Genomic DNA, 24,053 nt, shown 5'->3' on the forward strand with positions numbered 1-24,053 from the left:
GCATCCCTTTTTAGTTACGCAAACAATTTCTTTTGCATTGCTGTAGTTACAAAAGTTATGTCTAAACAAAACCTTGTCAATTTAATAACAGCTTTTGCGTTTAGCATCATCTCCTGTTACCCTATTACTTTAACCGCTCAGCTACATCCCCCGCTTTTTGATGGAATCCTGATCGACACTACGAAAATACAGATCAATGATTTTCCCATAAATCTGGTAAGATATAGCTACGGAAAACCAACAATAAGCCTGCTTGCAATACATGACGATGAAGATACTGGCATTAAAGCCGCTTTCGAGTATATAAGGTTCAGCGGAGGTTCAATTACTGATTCTCAGTATGGGGGTGTTAGAAACTTCAAGTTCATGAATGGAGTTGAAGAATTTCAGACGGATCCTAATAGTATCTACACAAAAAAAGGTATCCCATTGGGTATATCTAAATTCGGACCGGTAGATGATGATGTAGTAAAACATCTGGAGCGCGCCGGAAAAGCAATTTTAGATGCCTATAATCCCGGAAAACTGGGTTATATATTCACATTACATAATAACGCAGATAGTGGCTTTGGAATCTCTTCGTATTTAAAAGGCTATGAACTGGAAGTGACAGCCGACTCGGTACACCTTAACTTTGAAATGGATGGTGACGACCTGATATTGGTTACAGAGTTAAAACTATTCAACAAGTTAAAAGAAGCAAACGTAAATGTTGTTTTGCAATCGCAAAATGCTACTGATGATGGATCGCTCTCCATATATGCCATGCATCATAAGATCCCTTACCTGAATGTTGAAGTGCAACATGGTCATATAGATGAAAACCTAAGGTTGATTGAAATTGCAATTAAGGCGCTTCATGAAGTCTATCCCGATATAAAACAAAAGGCCGCAAAATAAATTTGCAGCCTTTTGTTTTATTAGTACCCCCAAGGGGCTTATATATGTATCGCTCTATTTTCAGTAGCGGCCATCGCCGCTTCCCTAAGGGCTTCAGTATAAGTTGGATGCGCATGGCTAATCCTGGCAATATCTTCCGCAGAAGCACGGAATTCCATCGCTACAACCGCTTCTGCGATCACATCAGCAGCACGGGGACCAATCATATGTACGCCCAAGATCTCATCGGTATCAGCATCTGCCAGTACTTTAACAAACCCATCCGTATCCATACTCGCTTTTGCCCTACCACTTGCTTTGAAAGGGAAAGAGCCAGCTTTGTATTTGGTGCCTTTTTCTTTTAATTGCTCTTCCGTATAGCCTACCGAAGCCACCTCTGGCCAGGTATAAACAACACCAGGAATAAGGTTGTAATTAATATGTGGCTTTTGTCCAGCCAATCGCTCAGCCACGAAAACCCCTTCATCCTCTGCTTTATGTGCAAGCATAGGACCTTTGATTACATCTCCAATAGCATAGACTCCTGGAACAGAAGTTTCCAAATATTCGTTAACAGGTATCTTGTTCCCTCTATCTTCAGTGGTAATACCAATAGCTTCAAGGTTCAATCCCGCAGTATAAGCCGTCCGCCCAACTGCAACAATGCAATAGTCCGCTTCTAGTTGAACCTGTTCGCCTTTGGCATTTTCAGCAGTCACAGTAACCGTTTCACCTTCAACAATGGCACCAGTAACTTTATGGTTCATGTAAAACTCCATACCCAGATGTTTTTTGAGGACACGCTGAAGTTCTTTGCCCAAACTGGCATCCATCGTGGCAATGATGGAAGGCAAATATTCAATCACCGAAACCTTAGTCCCCAAACGTGCATAAACTGAGCCCAACTCAAGACCGATAACGCCACCACCGATGACAATCATCTGTTTTGGCACTTCCTGAATATTCAGCGCCTCAGTTGAAGTAATAATTCTTTTTTTGTCGATAGGTAAGAAAGGAAGCGTAGTAGGTTTCGATCCAGAGGCAATGATCACATTTTTAGCAGTGATGGTCTCTGATTCTCCGCCCTCTTTAGTGATCTTAATCGTATTCTTATCTACGAATGATCCAATGCCTTCAAAGGAATCAATTTTATTCTTTTTAAACAGGTACTGGATACCTGCGGTATTCTGATTAACTACGTCGTTCTTACGCGCAATCATCTGAGGCATATCTACAGCAAGGTCTTTCAACAAGATCCCGTGAGTTTTAAAACTTTGCGCTGCAGCATGATAATGCTCTGATGAATCTAATAAAGCCTTAGACGGAATACATCCTACATTTAAACAGGTTCCGCCAAAAGTGTGGTATTTTTCTATAACTGCTGTTTTCAAGCCTAGTTGAGCGCATCTGATTGCTCCTACATATCCGCCCGGTCCTGAGCCAATTATAACTACATCGTATTGCATATGAAACTTTTTTTTACAAAGTTAACAAACGTCGAAAGAATATAGGCAAGGGCATAAGGCTTTATTGCAAAACTTCTATTTTATCAATACAATCTGAGCAGTTTCAACAGCTTCATTTCTGGTTCTATAGTTGAGGAATTTAAGCTTCATCCTGGTTATCCGATAGGTCTCGAAGCTTTTTACTGGCTGCATTACAAAACCATCCTTAGCCATAGCTTCTAAAGTTTCTTTATTTCCATATAGGTAATAGGGTTTCTCAGGAAGTTTGTGGTCCTCTCCCGGCCAATAGTCCTGAACAACTTTCTCTGAATAGAAGTCTATCGCATAAGAGAAATTATTGACCACCTTGACGACAGGAATGTTTTGAGGATTGTTCTTGTTAAGCCAAAATGCGGCCTGACTATCTCCCTGGTAAGTTGTTAGCATTGGATAATAGCTGAGATTAAAATAGAGATTAATAAGGAATACTACAGCGGAGGTTATAAAGTATATCCGGAACTTTCCGCTGGTATATCTTGGGAGTATGGCTATTAAACCCGCTAAAATCATCAGTAATGCAACAACATAAACAGGCAATTCTGGACGGAATAGAATGTGAACGACTACGATTAGTGCGAAGAGTAAAACCAACACTCCTACCTGGATCGCTCTGCTGACTTTCATTTCCTTTATACGCTCCAGGCTAACCACGTAGTGTGCTGTTATAATGGCATAGAAGGGGAAAATGATCACTACATAATGCGGCAATTGGAATTGAGAAGCAGAAAGAACCAGCAGAGCGAGACCAGCGCCACAAATACCTACCCAGTCTTGCTGTCTAAGGCGCTTCAACTTATCCCGGAAGAAGTCCACGATGCCAAAACACAACAACACAGACCATGGAAGAAAAGCCCATAGGGTAGTATGAATAAAGAAACTTGGGTCACCACCAGCTTTTTTATAGGGTCCGGTATTAAAGAACCGGCCAAACTGACTATCCCAGAAAAAGAACCTAATGCCAGAAACGTTAGTGTGATCAAAGACTAACTTTTCAGGGTGACGGTCAAATTGAATATAAAGACACCACAGCTCCGGAGTAATAAAGATCAGTACCAGCAAAACGGCAAGAAGCCATCGGAAATTGAATAACATTTTCCAGTTCTTCATTAGCATTAAAGAGATTGCGATAGCTCCAAAGACAGGTATCAAAGCAAATATTCCTTTTGTCATGACTGCGCAGGCCGCCCACAGCGCACCAATCACTAGCTGCCAAAACCAGTTCCTATCCTGGGCTTTGAAAAAATGGTACACACTCCCGATGATCAGACCGGTAAGGTATGGCTCCGCTCTCACATCCATATCAGAGATGATGAGATGCTGGGCAGTAAGTAAAATCAGTGCCGCCCAAAGGCCGGTTTCTTTGGAATGAAATACTTTGGCTAGCTTATAGGTATATAAAGCAGCCATCATACTGAAGAGTATGGCAGGAAGTTTATAGGCCCAGGTTTGGAAGCCAAAAAATTTAAATGATATAGCAGCCATCCAAAAAGGAAAATGCGGCTTATCAAGCCAGTCCCGACCATCAACAAACAGTTCCGCAAAGTTGTCTTTTACCACCATTGTTTTCGCTATGGATGCGTAAAGTGCACCATCCGGACCGATAATCGTAACAAACAAACCACTGAAGTTCACAAGAACGGCTAGCGCAATAAATAAATGAAGTATTTTGATACGTTTAAGAGAACTATGATCGTCTAAATCTAACATCTGAAGATGGTGCAGTAGGTTCAGTCACAAAAGTAACTAAAAAACAGTTTTTACGGGCGGCTTGTAAACTTTTAAAGACATAAGAACTAAAGCTTTTGATTTTTTTGTAGGTTTAAAACATAAATCCAAACAACTATGCTGCGTTTAAAACTACTTGTGTTAACTATACTTTTCTTGTATGGAATGAACACATTCGCTCAAAATATCGATTCCGTCTATGTTCGTGAGAACTATACGAAGATCGAGCGGAATATTCCAATGAGAGACGGAGTAAAGCTTTTCACAGCCATTTATCTACCTAAAGATCAAACTTCTAAATACCCTTTTTTAATTAACAGGACCCCATATACGGTGGCGCCTTATGGATCAGATAAGTTTAAGACAAGCTTAGGCAATTTCCCTGCAATGATGAGAGAAGGCTTTATTTTTGTTTATCAGGATGTGAGGGGCCGTTGGATGAGTGAAGGAACCTTTGATGACATCAGGCCGCACATGGCCAACAAGAAAGGAAAGAAAGACATCGACGAAAGTTCAGATACTTACGACACAATCGACTGGCTAGTTAAAAATATTAAAAACAACAATGGCAAGGCAGGGATCTATGGAATATCCTATCCTGGTTTTTACTCCACAGCTTCCCTACCGGGAGCCCATCCTGCTTTGAAAGCCGTTTCCCCTCAGGCACCCGTTACAGATTGGTTTATTGGAGACGATTTCCACCACAATGGTGTTCTTTTTCTAATGGATGCTTTTAGCTTCATGACCACCTTTGGAGTGCCACGGCCAAAACCGATCACACCAGATCTAGGCCCAAAAGCCTTAAAGTTTCCGATTCTGGACAATTACAGGTTCTATCTGGAAGCAGGTTCAGTTAAGAATTTAAAGGATAAATATTTAGCAGACAGCATACGCTTCTGGAACAATCTTTTTGCACATCCTGATCTTGATACATTTTGGACAGCAAGGAACATACAGCCGCATCTAAAGAATATCAAACCCGCTGTAATGGTTGTAGGAGGTTTCTTTGATGCGGAGGATGCTTATGGGAGTTTCGCTACTTAAAAGAGCATTGAAAAACAGAACCCCTCATCTAATAACATATTGGTAATGGGCCCATGGTATCATGGCGGATGGGTTCGCAGTACTGGATCCAGCTTTGGCGACATTGAGTTCGGTCAGCCTACAAGCATTCAATATCAGGAAAGATTTGAACTCCCATTCTTCAAACATTATCTCAAAGGGCTTGGTGATTTCCAACCTGCGGAAGCCAATATCTTTGTGACAGGTAGCAACGAGTGGAAAGAATTCAAAAACTGGCCTCCGAAAGACACAGAACAAAGAACACTTTACTTGCAACCTAATGGAAAGCTGGGCTTCGATAAGATTCAAAGAACTGATAGTTGGGATGAGTATGTGAGTGATCCTAATAGTCCTGTTCCCTATCAGGAGGGTGTGCAAGCGAGGCGAACCAGAGAATACATGATCGATGATCAGCGTTTTGCTGCGCGTAGACCAGACGTTAAAGTGTATCAAACCGATGCCTTAACCGAAGACATTACGTTGACTGGTCCGGTGCTCGCAAATCTAGCGGTGTCAACTACTGGAACAGATGCTGATTACGTTGTTAAACTGATTGATGTTTATCCTGAAGACGCGGCGTCACCTGTGCCTAATCCTAAAAACATCCTAATGGGAGGTTACCAAATGCTAGTAAGAGGTGAAATTATGCGAGGTAAATACCGCAACAGTTTCGAGAAACCAGAAGCGATGGTTCCAGGTATGGTGACCAAAGTCAACTACGCCCTGCCGGATGTAGCGCATACCTTTAAAAAAGGACACAAGATCATGATTCAGGTGCAGAACTCCTGGTTTCCTCTGGGTGACAGGAACCCTCAGAAATTTATGGACATTTATAAGGCAGAGCCTTCAGATTTTCAAAAAGCCACCCATCGTATTTTTCATGATGTAAACAATGCTTCTTCCATTACTATCAACGTTTTGCGATAAATGAAAGCAAAGTCACTTACATTCCTGATCCTGACATTGCTGGGTTGGCTCCCGGTTGATGCTCAGCTATTGGCTGAAAAATCTCCTTATCAAAGAGCAGATAGCCTTAGGGGCCAATTTACCGCTCTTCGCAATTGCTATGATCTGAACTACTACCATCTCGATGTTAAAATAAACATCCAAGATAAATCTATAGCCGGCAGCAACGAGTTTCGATTCACTGCAACGAAAACGTTCAAGACGCTACAGTTTGATCTGTTCGCTAATCTTGAGGTAAGCAAAGTAGTTTTCCAAGGCTCAGAACTTCATTTTAACAGAGAATTTAATGCGGTATTCGTTACTTTTCCTACCGATATCCGTAAAGGCGAGCACAAAAGCTTTACCGTATTTTATTCTGGAAAACCTGTTATAGCAAAGAACCCGCCATGGGATGGAGGCTTTATATTTCAAAAGGATAAATCTGGTAACCCTTGGGTGTCTGTTGCTTGCCAGGGTTTTGGAGCCAGCTCATGGTGGCCAACAAAAGATCATCAAAGTGATGAGGTAGATAGCATGTTGATCAGCGTCAGTATACCAAAGGGATTGAATGAAATCTCTAATGGACGCCTCCGCAGTGTTATCGATCAAAAAGACGGTTACAATCAGTTCAACTGGTTCGTTAACAATCCCATCAACAACTACAATGTGACATTTTACATTGGCAAGTATGCCAACTGGAAAGATACCTACGCAGGCGAGAAAGGTAAACTCTCTTTGGATTACTGGTCGCTCGAAGAAGATAGTGCCAAAGCAAGGCCCCACTGGGACGCAGATGTGAAACGTATGTTGAAGTCTTTTGAGCACTGGTTCGGGCCTTACCCCTTCTATGAAGATGGCTATAAGCTGGTCCAGGCTCCGCATTTAGGAATGGAGCACCAAAGTGCTGTTGCTTATGGGAATAAATTTATGCAAGGGTATCTGGGAAGAGATTACTCGAGGTCAGCCGCTAACTGGGGACTGAAGTTCGATTACCTGACCGTTCATGAAAGTGGTCACGAATGGTTTGGGAACAACATCACATCGAAAGACATTGCTGATATGTGGATCCATGAAGCTTTCACAAGCTATTCTGAAACCTTGTTTTTAACTACTTATTATGGAAAGCAGGCAGGGTCGGAATATGTAATCAGTAGTAGAAAAATCATTCAAAACGACAGCCCAATCATTGGGTCTTACGGGGTCAATAGAGAAGGTTCCGGAGACATGTATTACAAAGGGGCCAATATTATTCATACCATCCGGGCGCTGATCAATGACGATGAAAAATTTCGTCTCATGCTCAGAGGCTTGAATAGAGACTTTTACCATCAGACAGTGACAACGAACGAGATCGAACAGTATGTAAGAAAAGCGACCGGTTTAAAGCTAACCGGCTTTTTTGATCAGTATCTAAGAAAAACGGCAATACCGGTGTTGGAGTTTAAAATTGAAAGTCCTGGAAAACTAAGTTACAGATGGAAAACTGACGTTGCCCGTTTTGATATGCCCGTTGAAGTAACACTTAAGCCAGGTAGCTATCAGCGCATCTATGCCAGTGAGCAATGGAAAACAATAGACGTTGACCCTAAAATAACTAACGAAACGTTTGCGGTAGCGCCCAACTTCTATGTGAACATTAAAAAGTACTAGATATAACAAAGGCCTCAGCGTTTTGAACACTGAGGCCTTTGTCTTGAAATCTTATCTTAAATTCCTAAGAGTAATCTTGCCGGATCTTCCAGCAATTGTTTAACTCTAACAAGGAAACCTACCGATTCTCTTCCATCAATAATTCTATGGTCGTATGATAAAGCAACATACATCATTGGACGAACTACCACTTCCCCTTTTTCAGCAATTGGACGCTCAATAATGTTATGCATGCCAAGAATTGCAGATTGTGGAGCATTAATAATCGGAGTTGACATCATTGACCCAAAAACACCGCCATTGGTGATGGTAAAAGTACCACCTGTCATTTCTTCCAAAGTCAATTTGCTATCGCGCGCCTTAGTCGCCAATTCAACTACTGATTTTTCAATTTGAGCCAGGCTCATACTTTCCGCATTTCTAATGATTGGAACAACCAACCCTTTAGGTGCCGAAACCGCGATAGATATATCTGCAAAGTCATTAAAAACAACTTCTTCACCATCAATACGTGCGTTAACCGATGGAAATTCTTTTAATGCTTCACAAACTGCTTTAGTAAAGAAGCTCATAAAGCCAAGACCTACACCATGTTTTTCTTTAAACTGATCTTTGTATTTACTGCGTAAATCCATAATTGGTTTCATGTTGACCTCATTAAATGTGGTTAACATCGCAGTCTCATTTTTTACAGCTACTAAACGCTTAGCAACAGTTTTTCTAAGTGGAGACATTTTTTGTCTGCGCTCATTTCTTGAACCAGCAACGGCTGCAACAGGAGGAGTGGCAGGCGCCGGTGCTGCTTTCGCAGGGGCCGGAGCAGCTTTAGGCTGAGACTTCTCTGCCTTTAAAGCATCTTCTTTAGTAATTCTTCCATCAACACCTGTACCTTTAACAGCACCTGTATCAACGCCCTTTTCCGCGAGTATCTTACCCGCCGATGGTGAAGGTGTTCCAGTAGCATAACTGTCTCCGGTGCTTTCAGCAACTGGAGCAGCAGATTTGTCTTCGACAACAGCAGCTTTCTCTTCAGAAGCAGCAGGCGCATCTTGATTCGGTTTGGCCGGTGCAGCACCGCCCTCCTCAATCGTACAAACAACAGCACCAATCGCTAAGGTATCTCCTTCAGCAGCTACTACTTTTAAAGTTCCGGCCTGTTCTGCAGTTAACTCAAAAGTTGCTTTGTCAGATTCTAACTCCGCAATAACTTCGTCCATTTCTACTGCATCACCATCGTTTTTCACCCAACGGGATAAAACAACTTCGGTTATCGATTCACCTACAGGTGGAACTTTTATTTCTATACTCATAACAGGTGTATTATTTTTAATCTACGTTATATACTTTACTCACAGACTTCTTAGCGATATCTACCTCTTCCTCCGTTACCGGCATTTCGAACGCTCGTGCCAATATGAAAGCTTGTTGTTCAGCATGTTGTTTGGCAAAACCGGTTGCAGTACTACTGCTTTCTTTTCTTGAAATCACTTCGATATCTTTGAAGAAAGTCTTTCTAACTTTACGCAAAAGGTACGGCCATGCGCCCATATTTTCAGGTTCTTCCTGAACCCAAACAGCCTCAGTCGCCTTTGTGTAGGTATGAAAAACCTCCTCCATCTGTACAAGCGGAGTTGGATAAAGCTGCTCCACACGAACAATAGCCACATTTTGAATCTGATCCTTTTGCTGTTTTTCTAACAACTCGTAATAGATCTTACCGCTACAATACACAACCCTTGTGACCGACTCAGCTTTCAGATTCGGATCCGCAATAACTTCCTGGAATTTACCTTCCGTGAACTCCGCTAACGGCGAAACACACATAGGGTGACGAAGAAGGCTTTTTGGTGTAAAGACAACCAATGGCTTTCTAAAATCACGTTTAAACTGTCTTCTCAAGGCATGAAAAAAGTTAGCTGGCGTTGTACAGTTAACCACTTGCATATTGTAATCCGCACACAGTTCCATAAAACGCTCAATCCTTGCAGAAGAGTGTTCCGGTCCTTGTCCTTCATAGCCGTGAGGCAGAAGCATCACTAAACCATTCTCTCTTTGCCATTTTGTCTCCGCACTAGCGATATATTGATCAATTATGATCTGGGCACCGTTAAAGAAATCTCCAAACTGAGCTTCCCATATAGTAAGCGCATTGGGATTTGCCATCGCATATCCATACTCAAAGCCAAGAACGCCATATTCAGATAGGTGTGAATTATAAATATCAAATGGAGCCTGCTGATCGGAAATGTTAGCTAATGGAATATACTCTTCCTCCGAGTCTTCCAATGTCAACACTGCATGACGGTGAGAGAACGTTCCGCGCTCTACGTCCTGTCCGCTTAACCTAACCCTCTTGCCTTCGGCTAATATAGTTCCATACGCAAGCTGCTCTCCCATTGCCCAATCAAAAACATGGGTAGTGTTCGCCATTCTGCTGCGCTCCTCAAATAATTTCTCTATTTTTTTAAAGAACTTCTTATCCGATGGCAGTGTACTTATTCTTTTTGCAATTTCTAAAAGACTCGATTCTTTAACTGAAGTGTTAGGAGAAACTTCAAAATCTTTCGGAGTCGCAATACGCATGTCCGACCAGGCACCACCAAACTTCACATCCTGATAAGTCGACTTAATTTCTTTAGCTTCGTTCAGACGTTCTTGTAGGATACCCCGGAATTCTTTTTCCAGCTCTTTAGCAAGACTGGCTTCCATCTTACCTTCACCAATCAGTTGTTGAATATAGATGTCGCGTGGGTTAGCATGTTTCTCAATACTTTTATACAATAGTGGCTGGGTAAATTTAGGCTCATCGGCCTCGTTATGCCCAAACCTTCTATAGCAAAGGATGTCTATGAAAACATCATTTTTATATTTTTGACGGTATTCCATCGCCAGGTTGATCGCATAAACTAATGCTTCAACGTCATCTCCATTAACGTGAAATACAGGGGAAAGCGTCACTTTAGCAATGTCTGTGCAATAGGTACTGGTACGTCCGTCTTTATAGTTTGTCGTAAAACCAATCTGATTATTTATGACCAGGTGAATCGTTCCCCCAGTTTTATAACCATCTAGGCCCGCCATTTGAATCACCTCATAAACAATTCCCTGACCCGCTACTGACGCATCTCCATGAATTAAAATCGGTGCAATGCGCGCATTATCACCGCCATATTTGAAATCAATTTTTGATCTGGTCATTCCCTCCACCACACCATTTACGGTTTCAAGGTGGGATGGATTAGGGCAAAGGCTTAAGTGAACATTTTTACCATTATTGGTAGTGACATCGGTTGAATAGCCCAGGTGATATTTTACATCGCCGCCAAAAGGTGACTCTGCACTATAGCCTTTGCCTTCAAATTCTGCAAAAATATCTTTATAAGTCTTCTGCATGATGTTTGCCAGGACGTTCAAACGTCCCCGGTGCGCCATGCCGATTACAAATTCTTCAATACCTAATTCTGAACCTTTTTCAATTACAGAATCTAAAGCTGGTATCAGTGCTTCAGCACCTTCCAGTGAAAACCTCTTCTGTCCAAGGAATTTGGTACCCAGGAAATTTTCGAAACTAACCGCTTCGTTAAGCTTTTTAAGAATCCTTCTCTTTTCGTCGATGGAGAAATTAGGCGTGTTTCTCACACTTTCCATTTTCCCTTCAATCCAGTTTAGCACCTCTGGAGTACGAACATATTTATACTCTGCTCCAATAGATTTGCAATACGTTTGCTTTAAAAAAGCAACAATGTCGCTCAATTTTGCAGCACCAATTCCAATTTCAATACCCGAATTGAAAACAGTATCTAAATCGGCTTCTGTTAAACCAAAGTTCTCAATAACAAGCGTAGGCAGGTGTAGCCTTCTCTCTCTAACCGGATTGGTTTGAGTAAAAAGGTGACCACGCTGACGAAAGCCATTGATCAGGTTTAAAACATTAATTTCTTTTAGAAAATGGTCCGGCGTTTCATCGCTAGCGGCCCCGGTTGCAGAGCCTCTTCCAAAGTCAAAGCCCTCGAAGAATTTCTGCCAGCCAAACTCTACTGAATTTGGATCGCCTTTATAAGATTGGTATAGTGATTCAATGTATTCTGCGTTCTCGCCACTGAGATAAGATAAATTATCCATTATATTCAAATTGCTGTAAGTGCTGCAAAATTAGATTTTTTACCGTAATAAACAGGTAAACTTCTCTATAAATCTTCAAGAAAATCCACCATATCACAAACATTTTTGAGGGGGGTCAAGTGGTCTTTTACGAGAATATCAAATTCAGATATCAAACTTCCTGCCACTAACAAGGGCACATCCAGATTATCCATAACCTTGCCTATGATTTTATTGACATCCTTACCCAGATTGAGTGAGGTGAGAGTGATAAAGGCATAGTCGGGCTTATATGATTCTACCACCTTTTTAAGGTCAGGGTAGGGAATCTCCGATCCCAAATACAGCATTTCATGACCACATTTTTTGAGTAAAAACCTGGTGAAGAGTAACCCTGTTTCATGCATTTCCGCCTCGGGAAGAAAAAGAATAAATCTTTTAGCATCACGTTTTACCGGGATGTCTAACTTGTCGATCTCGACAATTAGACGCTCCCTGATCAGGTTCGAAGCGAAGTGTTCATGTGAAGGGTCAATAGTACCAGTCTGCCAAAGCATTCCTACCTTCTTCATGAAAGGATACAAAACAAGATCCATGGTCTGGATTAGGCCCATTTCTGCAATGCATCCAATCAAGGTATCAGAGAATTGCTTCTCATCGTAGTCGAGCGTAGCGTTCGACAAATGGAGCATTTGTACGGAATCGTTTTTCCAATCGGTTTTTAGTTGTGCAACCAGATTATTGATCTGGCTATGGCTCATTTTAGCGATCTTGCTAATCTTATATCCATTTTCATTAAGGGCAACAACATTAAGCAGCATTTTGAGTTCATCTTCTCCGTAATACCGAATATTTGTGACTGTTCTTTTTGGGGGCACCAGGTTATACCTCGTTTCCCAGGCACGAATGGTATGGGCTTTTACGCCTACCAGAGATTCTATATCGCTTATTGAAAAGTTCTTCACATTAGAAATTACAACAAATGTTTAACAAATATGTTTAAAAATCGGTAGTGATGACTTTATTGGTAATTACAATTATATGCACCGTCACACGCCCCGTCTTCCTGAAGTTATTTCAGGACCTCGGAATAGCAATACCACCGAGGTACCGGCATCCACTGGCATTACGACAGCGGTAATAGTGAAACGCTACCTCTCATTGCTAGTCAAACAGAGACTCCGGGCAGATCAACTTCAAGTGCTTTAATCTGTTTATCAAGATCAAACATTGTTTTAGTCTTCAAATCTAGACCAGCTCCTGCAACGTTTGCCCAGTTTCCCCAGTTGCTAGCAACCGAATTGTCAATAAGCTTTTCTTCAAAATAGGCAGCGCCGTTGGTCCAGTGTATCTTCAACACATAAACAAGATAGGTCGCAGCCAGCAGTCTTCCCGCATGATTTATATAACCAGAGGTTACCAGTTCTTTCATATACCGATCCACCATTAGATGGCCCGTCTCTCCGTTTTTCCATTGCTCCATTGAGTAGCTGTCAACTTTCTCCGGTGCCTGGATCAGCGTTTCAAAATTTGGTTCCTGGAAAAACTTAATACCATGTTTTTTAAACATGAAGCGATAATAATCACGCATTAGTAAGCCTAAAAGAATCTGACTAAAGTTCTGATTATTGCCAAACCGCAGCTCAGCATCCTTGATCATCCAATATACCTGCCTCGGAGATAAACAACCCAGCGCAAGCCATGGAGAAAGTTTAGCATTAAACTTATCGGCCGAGTTTTTACTACTGCTCTTTCTGTAAATTTCTGAATCTGCAGCTAACAGATCAGCCATATGTTGCAATCCGGAATCCTCTCCGCCTACCCATTTGACTTCTGGATGTAGTTCCTGGCTTACATCAAATCCCAGGTCCGGCATTCCAGGCAACGATCCCCAATCTTCGTTTTCAACAAAGGATACAGTAGCCGGAGATTCAAAACAAGCTTTTACGACCGCATCGCGCTCGGTCTTTTTCTTAAACTGCGCAAATACATCTGGAATATCTTTAATAGGAAAAGGGAGATCTTCCTTATTATAGAGGGTATGCCCAATAAAATGTTTAAGATTTATCTTCTGTTTCCACAACACATCTTCAACCATTGCCGAGATCCCCGTCTCTTCAGGACCAACCTCTCTATGGTGATAAACTTCTGAAATTTCAAATCTGGTGACAAGTTCAGAGATCTGCTCCTCTGGTTTTCCTGTTACTATTAATAAATCGCCTCCAAGGTTCTGGAACGTGGTGCGAAGCGCTAAGATGCTTTCTAACAAGAACCTGGACCGGTTAAAGCCTGTTTTTAAAGTACCGAAAGGTGTAGGCATGAAGTGCCTTGGGTCAATGAAATAGACAGGTAAAATAAAATCAGACTTGGCGATTGCCTCCACCAGCATTTCATTGTCATGCAAGCGCAGGTCATTTCTGAACCAAACCAAAATCTTCTTTAACTTCATTAACTTGTCTCAACTTAATTTACGTGGATTACAAAAATATACGATTATTTAGGTTTAAGGGTAAACCCAAAGCAATATTTATATAACAAAACAATTAAAATTCTGTTCCAGTCATTTTTTTTAAACTAAAGGACCAAAAGGTCGTTATTGAAATATGAAACAGCACATTCTTATTACAGGGGCCACTGGGATGATTGGCAGAAAGCTGATCGCCCGGCTCTTGCTGCAGGGGCACCAAGTCTCCATCCTAACCAGGAAACCCATAAAGATAAAAGATGTGCAGGTATTTCTTTGGAATGTAGAAAACGGAGAAATTGACAAAACATGCCTGGAGGGAGTGGATACCATCGTTCATCTTGCAGGGGCGGGTATTGCCGATCAGAAGTGGACTAAAGAACGTAAGAAACAAATCATAGATAGTCGTGTCGAAAGCACCGCTTTGATCTATAAAACGATCCAAGAGATGAACGCTCCTGTTAAAAATTTCATTTCCTCTTCCGCCTCTGGGTATTATGGCGATAGAAGTGATGAGATTTTGTTAGAGAGCAGTGCTCCTGGTGATGGTTTTCTTGCAGAATGCTGCATCTTATGGGAAGAAGCGGTTGATAAGGGCAAAGCCCTCGGATTAAGAATCGTTAAGTTCAGAACAGGCTTTGTATTAGGTAAAAAAGGTGGAGGCCTTACAGCTTTAGCAAGACCCATAAGCCTATTTGCAGGCGCTGCTCTTGGAACGGGCAAGCAATGGGTTCCCTGGATCCATATTGACGACATTGTAGCGATGTACGGAGATGCTATTGTAGATGACTCCTATGAGGGCGCATACAATGGCTGTGCACCGTACCCTGTTAGTAATGAAATGCTAACAAAAGCGGTTGCTAAAAAACTTAAGCGTCCGGTATGGCCAATTAACGTTCCTGAAAAAGTTCTGGAAATGATACTTGGCAAAATGAGCGTCGTAGTTACAACAAGCACCAATTTATCTGCCCAAAAGACACTTGACAAAGGATTCAAGTTTACGTATGTACAGCTGGAAGACGCATTAGACGCCATTTACAACTAATGAAACAAGAAATAAGTATTTGCTGGTTAAGAAGAGACCTTAGACTGTCAGACAATGCAGCGTTATATCATGCGCTAAAAGGTTCGGATCCAGTGCTCCTTTTGTTCATCTTCGACAAGACCATACTGGATAAACTAAGCGCGGAGGACGACGCGAGGGTAACATTCATTTACCAAACCATCACAAACTTAAATCAGGAACTCTCGAAATACGGATCTTCAATACTGGTAACGTATGGAACTCCCGAACAAGCATGGCAAGAAGTACTGGCAAATTATAACGTAAAACACGTTTTTGCTAACCATGATTATGAGCCCTATGCCCGGGAAAGGGATGGTTCACTCGCTGAATTCCTGGCTTCCGAAAGTATTCCTTTTAGCACCTTCAAAGATCAGGTAATATTCGAAAAGGAGGAGATTGTTAAGTCAGACGGTAAACCTTACACGGTATTTACACCATATTTCAGACAATGGGAAAAGATGCTTAATGACTTTTTTATAAGAGCATACCCGGTAGAGAAGTACACAAAAAACCTGTTGCAGACTGAACATTTAACAAGTCCCTCCTTAGCACAGATGGGCTTCGTTGAATCTACACAAACTTTCCCAACAATGAACTTCGAGACTGCGCTGGATGGGTATGAGCTAAAAAGAGACTTTCCAGGCGAGGAAGCAACAAGCCGGATTGGATTGCATCTGCGATTTGGTACGGTGAGCATTCGTAAAGCGGTTACAGAAGCGAAGGTTCAAAAAGCAAACAAATGGCTCTCTGAACTGGTCTGGAGAGAGTTTTATATGATGATACTTTGGCACTTCCCACATACGAGCAAATCTTCTTTCAAACCAGCATATGATAAGATCAGATGGAGAAATGATGAAAACGAATTTGCGGCTTGGTGCAAGGGAGAAACCGGCTACCCTTTAGTCGATGCAGGTATGCGTCAAATGAATGAAATTGGCTTCATGCACAACAGAGTACGAATGGTGACAGCTAGTTTTCTAACGAAACACCTTCTTATCGACTGGCGATGGGGTGAAGTCTATTTTGCAGAAAAGCTGCTGGATTATGATATGGCCAGCAACATCGGAGGCTGGCAATGGGCCTGTGGTTGCGGAAACGATGCCGCACCCTATTTTAGGGTATTTAACCCAGAGCTGCAGACTAAAAGGTTTGACCCAAAACTCACGTACATCAACAAATGGCTGCCAGAGTTTAAACAACAAAATCATGTCAAACCTATAGTTGAACATGCTTTTGCAAGAGAACGAGTTTTAAGAGTATTTAAGGAAGCGTTAAGCGAGTAATTAATTATTAACTACTTCAACGATTTCAATATCAAAGTCTAATGGAGTGTTCTCCCAGATAGTACTATTAGTTACATTGTTCCCATAAGCCTTGGTCGAGGGTATAATTAACCTTACTTTAGTGCCCTTTTTAAATTTGGTCAGTACTTGCCAACCAGTTATTACACCCCTCTGCCCTGTAGGTGTGACTTCGTTAATTAAATTTGTAACAAAAGTTCCATCAGTAGTACTATCAAATACGGTTCCGTTCAATAGCCTTCCAGTAAAATTGATGGTAAGAACGCTTGCTAAGTCAATTGGTTCCGTTCCGGTTCCTACCTGAGAAACCACGTAATAAACGCCGGAAACGTCTCTCACTGCATTTGTAATTCCTTTGCTTGCCATAAACTCACGAATTCTCTTTTCGTCTAACGCAGCCTGACTTTTCTCTGGAAGTGTAGTGATATTAATCTCAATAACGTCGTTCGATGGAACACCGATACCTGCTTCGCCATTTTTGCCAAAGGCCAAATAAGATGGCAAAAATACTCTGGCTGATCCTCCCGGCTTCAAAGCTCTTATCGCCGTAGAAATCGGTGATAAACTTGCATTTACACCCTGAGGGTTGTTTATGCTAGGGGCCACAACTTGTAACTGGCTCGTGTACCCAACTTTGTTTCCAAGGTTTCCAGCGGCCGGTGTAGTGTAATAGGTTGTTCCATTGAAAAGCGACTTCAATGCTACAGTATATAATACAGAATCGGTATTTAAAAAGAAATCACCGGTTCCTGGATTCGTAATCTGATAATAGAACCCTGTCCCTTTCGGATCTTTAATGGCAGTGATGTTATTCTTAGTAAAATATTCTTCAAGCTTGCGGTCATCTATACTCTGTATTGACTCATACTCTTTCTTACAAGAATTGAAGAGAACCAAGCCCATTAAAACAAAGGCATACGATGATATTCTTTTTAACATATTATTTATTTTTTACTTGCTATTTTCTTTAAAGTAATTTGGAAGTCTAAGACTGAATTTTTCGGGACACCCGCAACAACGTCGAAATTTCTGTAGGCCATTTTAGAAGGAACTACTAACCTTATGATGCCACCCTCTTTTATTAATGGCAGACCTATCTTCCAGGCTTCAATGCTGTTAGCCAGCACGAAGTTATAAGTAACTTCATCACTTGTGCTACTGACCCTTACCGTATCTGTCAAGAGTTTACCCGAATATAAAACTGAAAGTGTGTCGGTTTGAGTTGGTGATTTCAGACCCGTTCCCGGATTAATAATCGTGTAATACAAGCCGCTCGGATCTTTGGTAAGCGCTACTTTTGAAGTATCCGCCCAATGTTTTATTATTGCCTCATCTTTCAAATATTGAGCTTCTTCATCATAAGGTTCAGGTTTTTCGCAGGAGAGAATAACCCCCGCTAGCAAAACCCCTACCCATAACAGCCCATTTTTTGACATATTCCACAAAAATACTCTTTTATTAATGATAGCACAATATTTAACCATTTTTAACATACAAACAGAGAGCTTTCTAACAAAAAAACGCCCTCGGATTTCAAGGGCGCCTCAGTTTAATTATGAATTGTATCTAATAGCAATATTTATTTGCAGCAATGACTTGCTGCGCCACTTTCTGCCTGATGTCTTTCACATTGAATGGTTCAAGTTTAGTGAACCGCCTCAGACCTACCATCATCATTCGAAGCTCATCCCCTTCGGCAAATGCCCACAAAGCTTCTTTCCCAGCTTTATTGACACCTTCAACCGCCTCCATAAAATAAATCTTCATCAGGTTAACCTGCCCTTCACAAGCAACTTCGCCTCTCAGACTCACCAACTTCTCCGTTCTAAGCATAGCTGATTCTGCCACATAAACGTAGCTGGCCATGTCTGCGATATTCATCAATATCTCCTGCTCTTTCGACAAGCTCATCATTAGTTTTTGAACCGCCGCACCGGCTACCATTAAAGTCGCTTTTTTGAGATTAGCTATAGTCTTCTTCTCCGCAGCGAAAAGGGTATCATCTTCCTCACCAAAGTCCGGAATAGACATCAACTCAGCAGCAACAGCTGTTGCAGGAGTCATCAGATCAAGTTCCCCTTTCATCGCTCTCTTTAACATCATATCAACGGTTAACAACCTGTTGATCTCATTCGTCCCCTCAAATATCCGGTTAATCCGTGCATCGCGATATGCCCGATCCATAGGCGCCTCAGCAGAAAATCCCATGCCCCCATAGATCTGAACGCCCTCATCTACTACGTAGTCCAGGACTTCTGAACCCCATACTTTCAAAATTGCGCATTCCACCGCAAACTGTTCGGTAGATTTAAGCTTCGCCTTTCCTTCATCCATTCCACCGGCGACAAGTTGGTCATAGGCATCATCTATATTCTGCCCGGCACGGTAATTTGCCGACTCCACCGCATACACTTTCGCACTCATCTCTGCGATCTTGAAACGTATCGCACCGTACTTAGAAATAGGTCTGTCGAATTGAATTCTTTCATTAGCATAGTTAACAGCAGTGCTGATGACAGATTTCGAAGCCCCTATCGCAGCTGCGGCAAGTTTGATTCGTCCGATGTTTAGAATGTTCACCGCAATCTTAAAACCATTCTGGCGGTCCGAAAGCATGTTTTCAACGGGCACATGGCAATCGTTAAAAAACACTTGTCTCGTTGACGAACCTTTGATCCCCATCTTATGCTCTTCCGGGTTCATCGTAATTCCTCCAAAATTACGCTCTACAATGAATGCTGTCAAATTTGCATCATCATCAATCTTCGCAAACACAATGAATACATCAGCAAAGCCTCCGTTTGTAATCCACATTTTCTGACCGTTGATCACATAATTCTTTCCGTCTTCGCTTAGCTTAGCTTTCGTTTTTCCAAAATTCGCATCGGATCCAGAGTTTGGTTCAGTGAGACAATAAGCCGCTTTCCACTCCCCTGTTCCGAGCTTCGGAATATATTTATCTTTTTGTTCCTGATTACCGTAATATAAAATGGGCAATGTGCCAATTCCAGTATGTGCAGACAGCGCAACCGCAAAAGAATGACCGGCGCCGATAACATCTGCAACCAGCATTGACGTATTAAAATTTTTTCCGAAACCGCCATACACTTCAGGGATTGATACGCCTAAAATGCCAAGCTCTCCTGCTTTATTCATTAACGACGGCATCAGGCCTTCTTCTTGTGTATCAATCTTGTCCAGCTGAGGGAAGATTTCCGTTGAAAGAAAGTCCCTGCAGGTTTGAGCGATCATTTGCTGTTCTTCATCAAATTCTTCAGGAATAAATACATCCTGGTAACTGGTTTCAGTGATTAAAAACGCTCCGCCTTTAATTGATTGTTTGTCTGTAGTTTCCATATCTATTCTGAAAAAATCTTAAAATACTTCAAATATACCTGCAGCACCCTGCCCTGTGCCCACGCACATCGTTACCATACCATATTTCTGGTCTCTCCGTTTAAGCTCATTGAACAACTGCACAGAAAGCTTAGCCCCGGTACATCCCAGGGGATGTCCTAACGCAATGGCACCACCGTTGACATTTAACAGTTCAGTGTTTACGCCCAGCTCACGTATAATGGCTAGAGATTGAGAAGCAAAAGCCTCATTCATTTCGATGAGATCCATCTGATCCAATGTCATACCTGCCTGAGCTAAGGCTTTCGGAATTGCATAGATTGGACCTATTCCCATAATTCGTGGCGGCACTCCGGCTACGCTATAACTCACCAACCTAGCAATAGGTTCAACTCCCAATTCTTTCATTTTTTTCTCCGAAACAACGAGTACGAACGCCGCTCCATCAGAGGTCTGAGAAGAGTTGCCTGCCGTCACACAACCATCTACGGCAAACACAGGTTTTAGCTTTGCAAGCTTATCAACTGAAGTGTCTGCGCGGGGACCTTCGTCGGTATCGACTACATAACTTCTGGTCTTCTTCTTCAAATTTTCGTCTAAATAAGTCTCATTAACGGTAATTGGTAGCACACCGGCCTTAAGGTGACCATTCTGTATCGCCACAATTGCTTTTTGATGGGATTGGTAAGCAAATTGATCCTGATCTTCGCGACTAACATTATACTCTTTTGCAACCGCTTCTGCGGTCAAGCCCATTCCCCAATACCAATCTGGATTGTTCTTAGCCACATCCGCGTTCGGAACCAGCTTCCAACCACCAAAAGGCATCCCAGACATCACCTCCACTCCACCGGCAATAATGCAATCCGCCATGCCGCTTTTAATCTTGGCGACCGCCGTAGCAATAGTTTCCAAACCGGAAGCGCAATATCTATTTATGGTAACGCCGGGCACTTTATCAGTATCTAATCCCATTAATGAGATCATACGACCAATATTTAATCCCTGCTCCGCCTCGGGCGTTGCATTCCCCACAATAACATCATCAATTTCTTCCTTGGTTAGGTTAGGAACAGCGGCAACCAGTTGTCTGATCACTTCTGCTGCCAAATCATCAGCCCTTGTGAAACGAAAAACGCCTCGTGGAGCCTTGCCCACGGCGGTTCTATATCCTGCGATTATATATGCTTCCTGCATTTTAATTTCTTAAAGGTTTACCCTTAGTTACAATACTTTGAATACGCTCTAAAGTCTTCCGCTCTCCACAAAGTGACAAAAACGCTTCTCTTTCCAGATCGAGCAAATACTGCTCAGTAACTTCAGTCGGTGAAGAAAGGTCTCCCCCGCACATCACATACCCTAATTTCTCAGAGATCTTTTTATCATGTTCTGATATATAGTGCCCGGAATACATCGTGTTGGCACCAGCATACACAATCCCTAAACCTTGTTTACCCAGAACTTTTATGTCTTTTCGTGGTACCGGTTTCGTATATCCTGCCTCAGCTAACTCAATTGCCTTCGCCTTTGCATCTGCTATCAGCCTGCTCCTGTTCATACTAATGGAGTATTTATCTTTCTGCAAATACCCCAATTCAAATGCCTCTACTGCCGAAGTGGACACTTTAGCCATTCCGATGGTCAGGAACCGGTCTTTTAATGCGTTCTGAACAATCTGATCTTCCTTATATTCATCAGACGCCCGCAATGCAAATTCTTTAGTTCCTCCGCCTCCAGGAATCACTCCTACGCCGAATTCTACCAATCCCATGTACGTTTCTGCATTAAGCTGGACGTGATCCGCATGCAGGCTGAATTCGCATCCACCCCCTAAGGTTAAATTATGAGGTGCCACCACTACTGGAATAGACGAATATCTGATTCTCATAGAAGTATTCTGAAACATTCGGATCGCAAGATTCAACTCTTCCCACTCCTGCTCTACAGCCATCATGAAGATCATCCCCACATTCGCCCCAGCAGAAAAGTTAGCACCATCATTGCCAATCACAACTCCTCTATACTCTTTTTCTGCCAGATCAATGGCTTTATTGATGGCCTGCAGTGTGTCACCTCCAATCGTATTCATTTTGGAATGAAACTCCACATTTAAAATTCCGTCCCCAAGATCAATAATGGAGGCACCGGAATTTTTCCACACTACTTTATTCGCTCTTAAATTGTCGAGAATTAGGAAGGCATCAGTTCCAGGTACCGCCTTATAGGCTTTGGAAGGAATGTCATAATATTTTTTAACGCCGTCCTCAACTTTATAGAAAGAAGTGAATCCGGCAGCAATCATTTCGTGAACCCAACCCGCAGCCTCATGTCCGTAACCCTTCATGCCCGCAATGGCATCAGTTATACCTACCGCATCCCAAACTTCAAAAGGACCAAGGTCCCAACCAAATCCCGAACGCATGGCGTCGTCGATCCTGTAAAGTTCGTCTGCTATTTCTGGAATCCTATCTGAAACATATTCAAACAAACCAAAGAATGATGCCCGGAATAGCTCTGCAGCTTTATCTTTACCTGCTACAAAGACCTTCATCCTATCCTTTACATTCTCAATTGGCTTCGTCATGTCAAGAGTCGCAGATTTCACTTTCTGCTGAGGCCTGTATTCTAGTGTCTTCAGATCTAGCGCAAGGATTTCTGTCTTTCCATCCGGCGTTTTGGTCTTTTTGTAGAAGCCTTGCCCGGTCTTGTCACCAAGCCAATTGCTGGCTTCCATCTTCTCCACATATCCTGGGAGTTTAAATAAGTCATGAGATTTATCATCAGGACAATTGTCATAAAGTCCTTTTGCAACTTTGATCATCGTGTCCAGACCTACAACATCGGTAGTACGGAAGGTGGCCGACTTAGGTCTTCCCAAAGCAGGCCCGGTAAATTTATCAACCTCCTCTACTGTCAGATCCATCTTTTCTACCAAATGCAATAGTGCCTGAATAGAATAGACCCCGACCCTGTTTGCGATAAACGCAGGGGTGTCTTTGCACAGCACGGTAGTTTTACCCAAAAACTGATCACCATACTGCATCAAAAAGTCAACCAGCTCCTGTTTAGTATGCGGTGTAGGAATGATCTCCAACAACCTTAAATATCGTGGGGGATTAAAGAAGTGAGTACCACAAAAGTTAGCCTGGAAATCTTCGGTCCTACCTTCTGCCATTTTATGAATTGGTATACCAGAGGTATTAGAGCTGACTAAAGTTCCCGGTTTACGAAACTGTTCCACCAGGTCAAATACCTTTTTCTTAATGTCAAGATTCTCAACCACCACTTCAATGATCCAGTCTACTGCCGATATCTTAGGCATATCATCTTCAAAGTTCCCAGTACTGATCTTACCTAAAACCTTCTTTGAATAAATTGGGGAAGGATTCGTTTTTACAGCCGTTTGTAATGCCGTATCTACAATGCTATTCCTTGTTCCCTCTTTAGCAACTATATCTAATAATAATACCTCAACACCGATATTTGCAAAATGACAGGCAATACGTGAGCCCATAATACCAGAACCAAGAACTGCAACCTTACTTATTTTTTTGTTCATCATGTACTGTATTTGTATACGCTAATGTGAGTTTATTTAACTTTTGAAGTGTGCTTATGAGATTGCTTTTCTCCTGAGTGCTAAGGTTTTCATTCAGATATTCGTTAAATGATATCACTACTCCCTTAGCAAGTTGTCGTTTTTCAATCCCAAAGTTTGTTAGAAATACCTTGACAGATCTTTTATCACCTGAGGCAGTTTCACGGTAAATTAAATCCAGATCTTCCATGTTATTCAACATTCTGGATAGGCTGGTTGCCTTAACTCCCAGCAGACCTGCTAACTTGGAAACTGCTGTGCCTTCTTTCTCAATATTAATTAGCACATAACCAATGGCCTGTGTAATTCCGAAACCAGCTGCAGTCTGGTTATAACTATTGGCCATGTTCTGCCAAACAACCTTTAAAAAGTAATCAATAGTCTCCTGTTGTTTCATTAT

Annotated in this window: 16 protein-coding genes and 1 pseudogene; 5 read left to right on the forward strand and 12 right to left on the reverse strand. The window is 42.0% G+C overall.

Features of this window, described 5'->3' with window-relative positions:
- Positions 1 to 57: 57 nt before the first annotated feature.
- Positions 58 to 900 (forward strand): hypothetical protein, encoded by an 843-nt coding sequence (locus WKF66_RS18365; protein ID WP_489675948.1) that lies wholly within the window; start codon positions 58 to 60, stop codon positions 898 to 900.
- 38 nt (positions 901 to 938) lie between these two features.
- Here the strand turns inward: WKF66_RS18365 and lpdA are convergent, their stop codons facing one another.
- Complete coding sequence (lpdA, locus tag WKF66_RS18370) at positions 939 to 2,345, reverse strand: dihydrolipoyl dehydrogenase (RefSeq protein ID WP_489675949.1); 1,407 nt, start codon at positions 2,343 to 2,345, stop codon at positions 939 to 941.
- A 75-nt stretch (positions 2,346 to 2,420) separates the two neighbouring features.
- Positions 2,421 to 4,091, reverse strand: coding sequence for an ArnT family glycosyltransferase (locus WKF66_RS18375; protein ID WP_489675950.1), 1,671 nt, complete (start codon positions 4,089 to 4,091; stop codon positions 2,421 to 2,423).
- A 135-nt stretch (positions 4,092 to 4,226) separates the two neighbouring features.
- On the opposite strand from WKF66_RS18375, the pseudogene WKF66_RS18380 reads away from it, so the two are divergent.
- Positions 4,227 to 6,098 (forward strand): annotated as a pseudogene (locus tag WKF66_RS18380) (CocE/NonD family hydrolase).
- Positions 6,099 to 7,766: a M1 family metallopeptidase gene (locus tag WKF66_RS18385; protein WP_489675951.1), complete on the forward strand. Its 1,668-nt coding sequence runs from the start codon at positions 6,099 to 6,101 to the stop codon at positions 7,764 to 7,766.
- A gap of 56 nt (positions 7,767 to 7,822) precedes the next feature.
- On the opposite strand, the gene odhB is transcribed toward WKF66_RS18385, so the two are convergent.
- From odhB to WKF66_RS18405, 4 genes are all read right to left on the reverse strand, one after another.
- Positions 7,823 to 9,076 carry a 2-oxoglutarate dehydrogenase complex dihydrolipoyllysine-residue succinyltransferase gene (gene odhB, locus WKF66_RS18390; protein ID WP_489675952.1) on the reverse strand — a complete coding sequence of 418 codons (1,254 nt, stop codon included), beginning with the start codon at positions 9,074 to 9,076 and terminating at the stop codon, positions 7,823 to 7,825.
- A 16-nt stretch (positions 9,077 to 9,092) separates the two neighbouring features.
- Positions 9,093 to 11,888, reverse strand: coding sequence for a 2-oxoglutarate dehydrogenase E1 component (locus WKF66_RS18395; protein WP_489675953.1), 2,796 nt, complete (start codon positions 11,886 to 11,888; stop codon positions 9,093 to 9,095).
- Between the two features lie 65 nt (positions 11,889 to 11,953).
- Positions 11,954 to 12,832, reverse strand: a complete 879-nt coding sequence (locus tag WKF66_RS18400; protein ID WP_489675954.1) for a MerR family transcriptional regulator — start codon at positions 12,830 to 12,832, stop codon at positions 11,954 to 11,956.
- Positions 12,833 to 13,035: 203 nt separating this feature from the next.
- A complete protein-coding gene (locus tag WKF66_RS18405) occupies positions 13,036 to 14,316 on the reverse strand; it encodes a DASH family cryptochrome (protein ID WP_489675955.1) in 1,281 nt (426 codons plus the stop codon).
- Between the two features lie 154 nt (positions 14,317 to 14,470).
- Here WKF66_RS18405 and WKF66_RS18410 point away from each other — a divergent pair, with 154 nt between their 5' ends.
- Together WKF66_RS18410 and WKF66_RS18415 are read left to right on the forward strand one after the other, a co-directional pair.
- Complete coding sequence (locus tag WKF66_RS18410; protein WP_489675956.1) at positions 14,471 to 15,376, forward strand: TIGR01777 family oxidoreductase; 906 nt, start codon at positions 14,471 to 14,473, stop codon at positions 15,374 to 15,376.
- Entirely contained in the window at positions 15,376 to 16,680 is a 1,305-nt protein-coding gene (locus WKF66_RS18415) for a cryptochrome/photolyase family protein (protein WP_489675957.1), read from the forward strand. Before WKF66_RS18410 ends, WKF66_RS18415 begins: the two co-directional genes overlap by 1 nt.
- Here the strand turns inward: WKF66_RS18415 and WKF66_RS18420 are convergent, their stop codons facing one another.
- From WKF66_RS18420 to WKF66_RS18445, 6 genes are all read right to left on the reverse strand, one after another.
- Positions 16,681 to 17,637, reverse strand: a complete 957-nt coding sequence (locus tag WKF66_RS18420; RefSeq protein ID WP_489675958.1) for an FKBP-type peptidyl-prolyl cis-trans isomerase — start codon at positions 17,635 to 17,637, stop codon at positions 16,681 to 16,683. It lies immediately after the preceding gene.
- A 5-nt stretch (positions 17,638 to 17,642) separates the two neighbouring features.
- The gene (locus tag WKF66_RS18425) at positions 17,643 to 18,134 is read right to left on the reverse strand and encodes an FKBP-type peptidyl-prolyl cis-trans isomerase (RefSeq protein WP_489675959.1); all 492 of its coding nucleotides are present in this window, start codon (positions 18,132 to 18,134) and stop codon (positions 17,643 to 17,645) included.
- Positions 18,135 to 18,264: 130 nt separating this feature from the next.
- Complete coding sequence (locus WKF66_RS18430; protein ID WP_489675960.1) at positions 18,265 to 20,055, reverse strand: acyl-CoA dehydrogenase FadE; 1,791 nt, start codon at positions 20,053 to 20,055, stop codon at positions 18,265 to 18,267.
- Between the two features lie 18 nt (positions 20,056 to 20,073).
- Positions 20,074 to 21,252 (reverse strand): acetyl-CoA C-acyltransferase, encoded by a 1,179-nt coding sequence (locus tag WKF66_RS18435; protein WP_489675961.1) that lies wholly within the window; start codon positions 21,250 to 21,252, stop codon positions 20,074 to 20,076.
- 1 nt (position 21,253) lies between these two features.
- Positions 21,254 to 23,614, reverse strand: a complete 2,361-nt coding sequence (locus WKF66_RS18440; RefSeq protein ID WP_489676157.1) for a 3-hydroxyacyl-CoA dehydrogenase/enoyl-CoA hydratase family protein — start codon at positions 23,612 to 23,614, stop codon at positions 21,254 to 21,256.
- A complete protein-coding gene (locus WKF66_RS18445; RefSeq protein WP_489675962.1) occupies positions 23,595 to 24,050 on the reverse strand; it encodes a MarR family winged helix-turn-helix transcriptional regulator in 456 nt (151 codons plus the stop codon). Before WKF66_RS18445 ends, WKF66_RS18440 begins: the two co-directional genes overlap by 20 nt.
- Between the last annotated feature and the right edge of the window lie 3 nt (positions 24,051 to 24,053).

Origin of the sequence: Pedobacter sp. (genome assembly GCF_037719805.1) — a bacterium.
GTDB lineage: Bacteria > Bacteroidota > Bacteroidia > Sphingobacteriales > Sphingobacteriaceae > Pedobacter.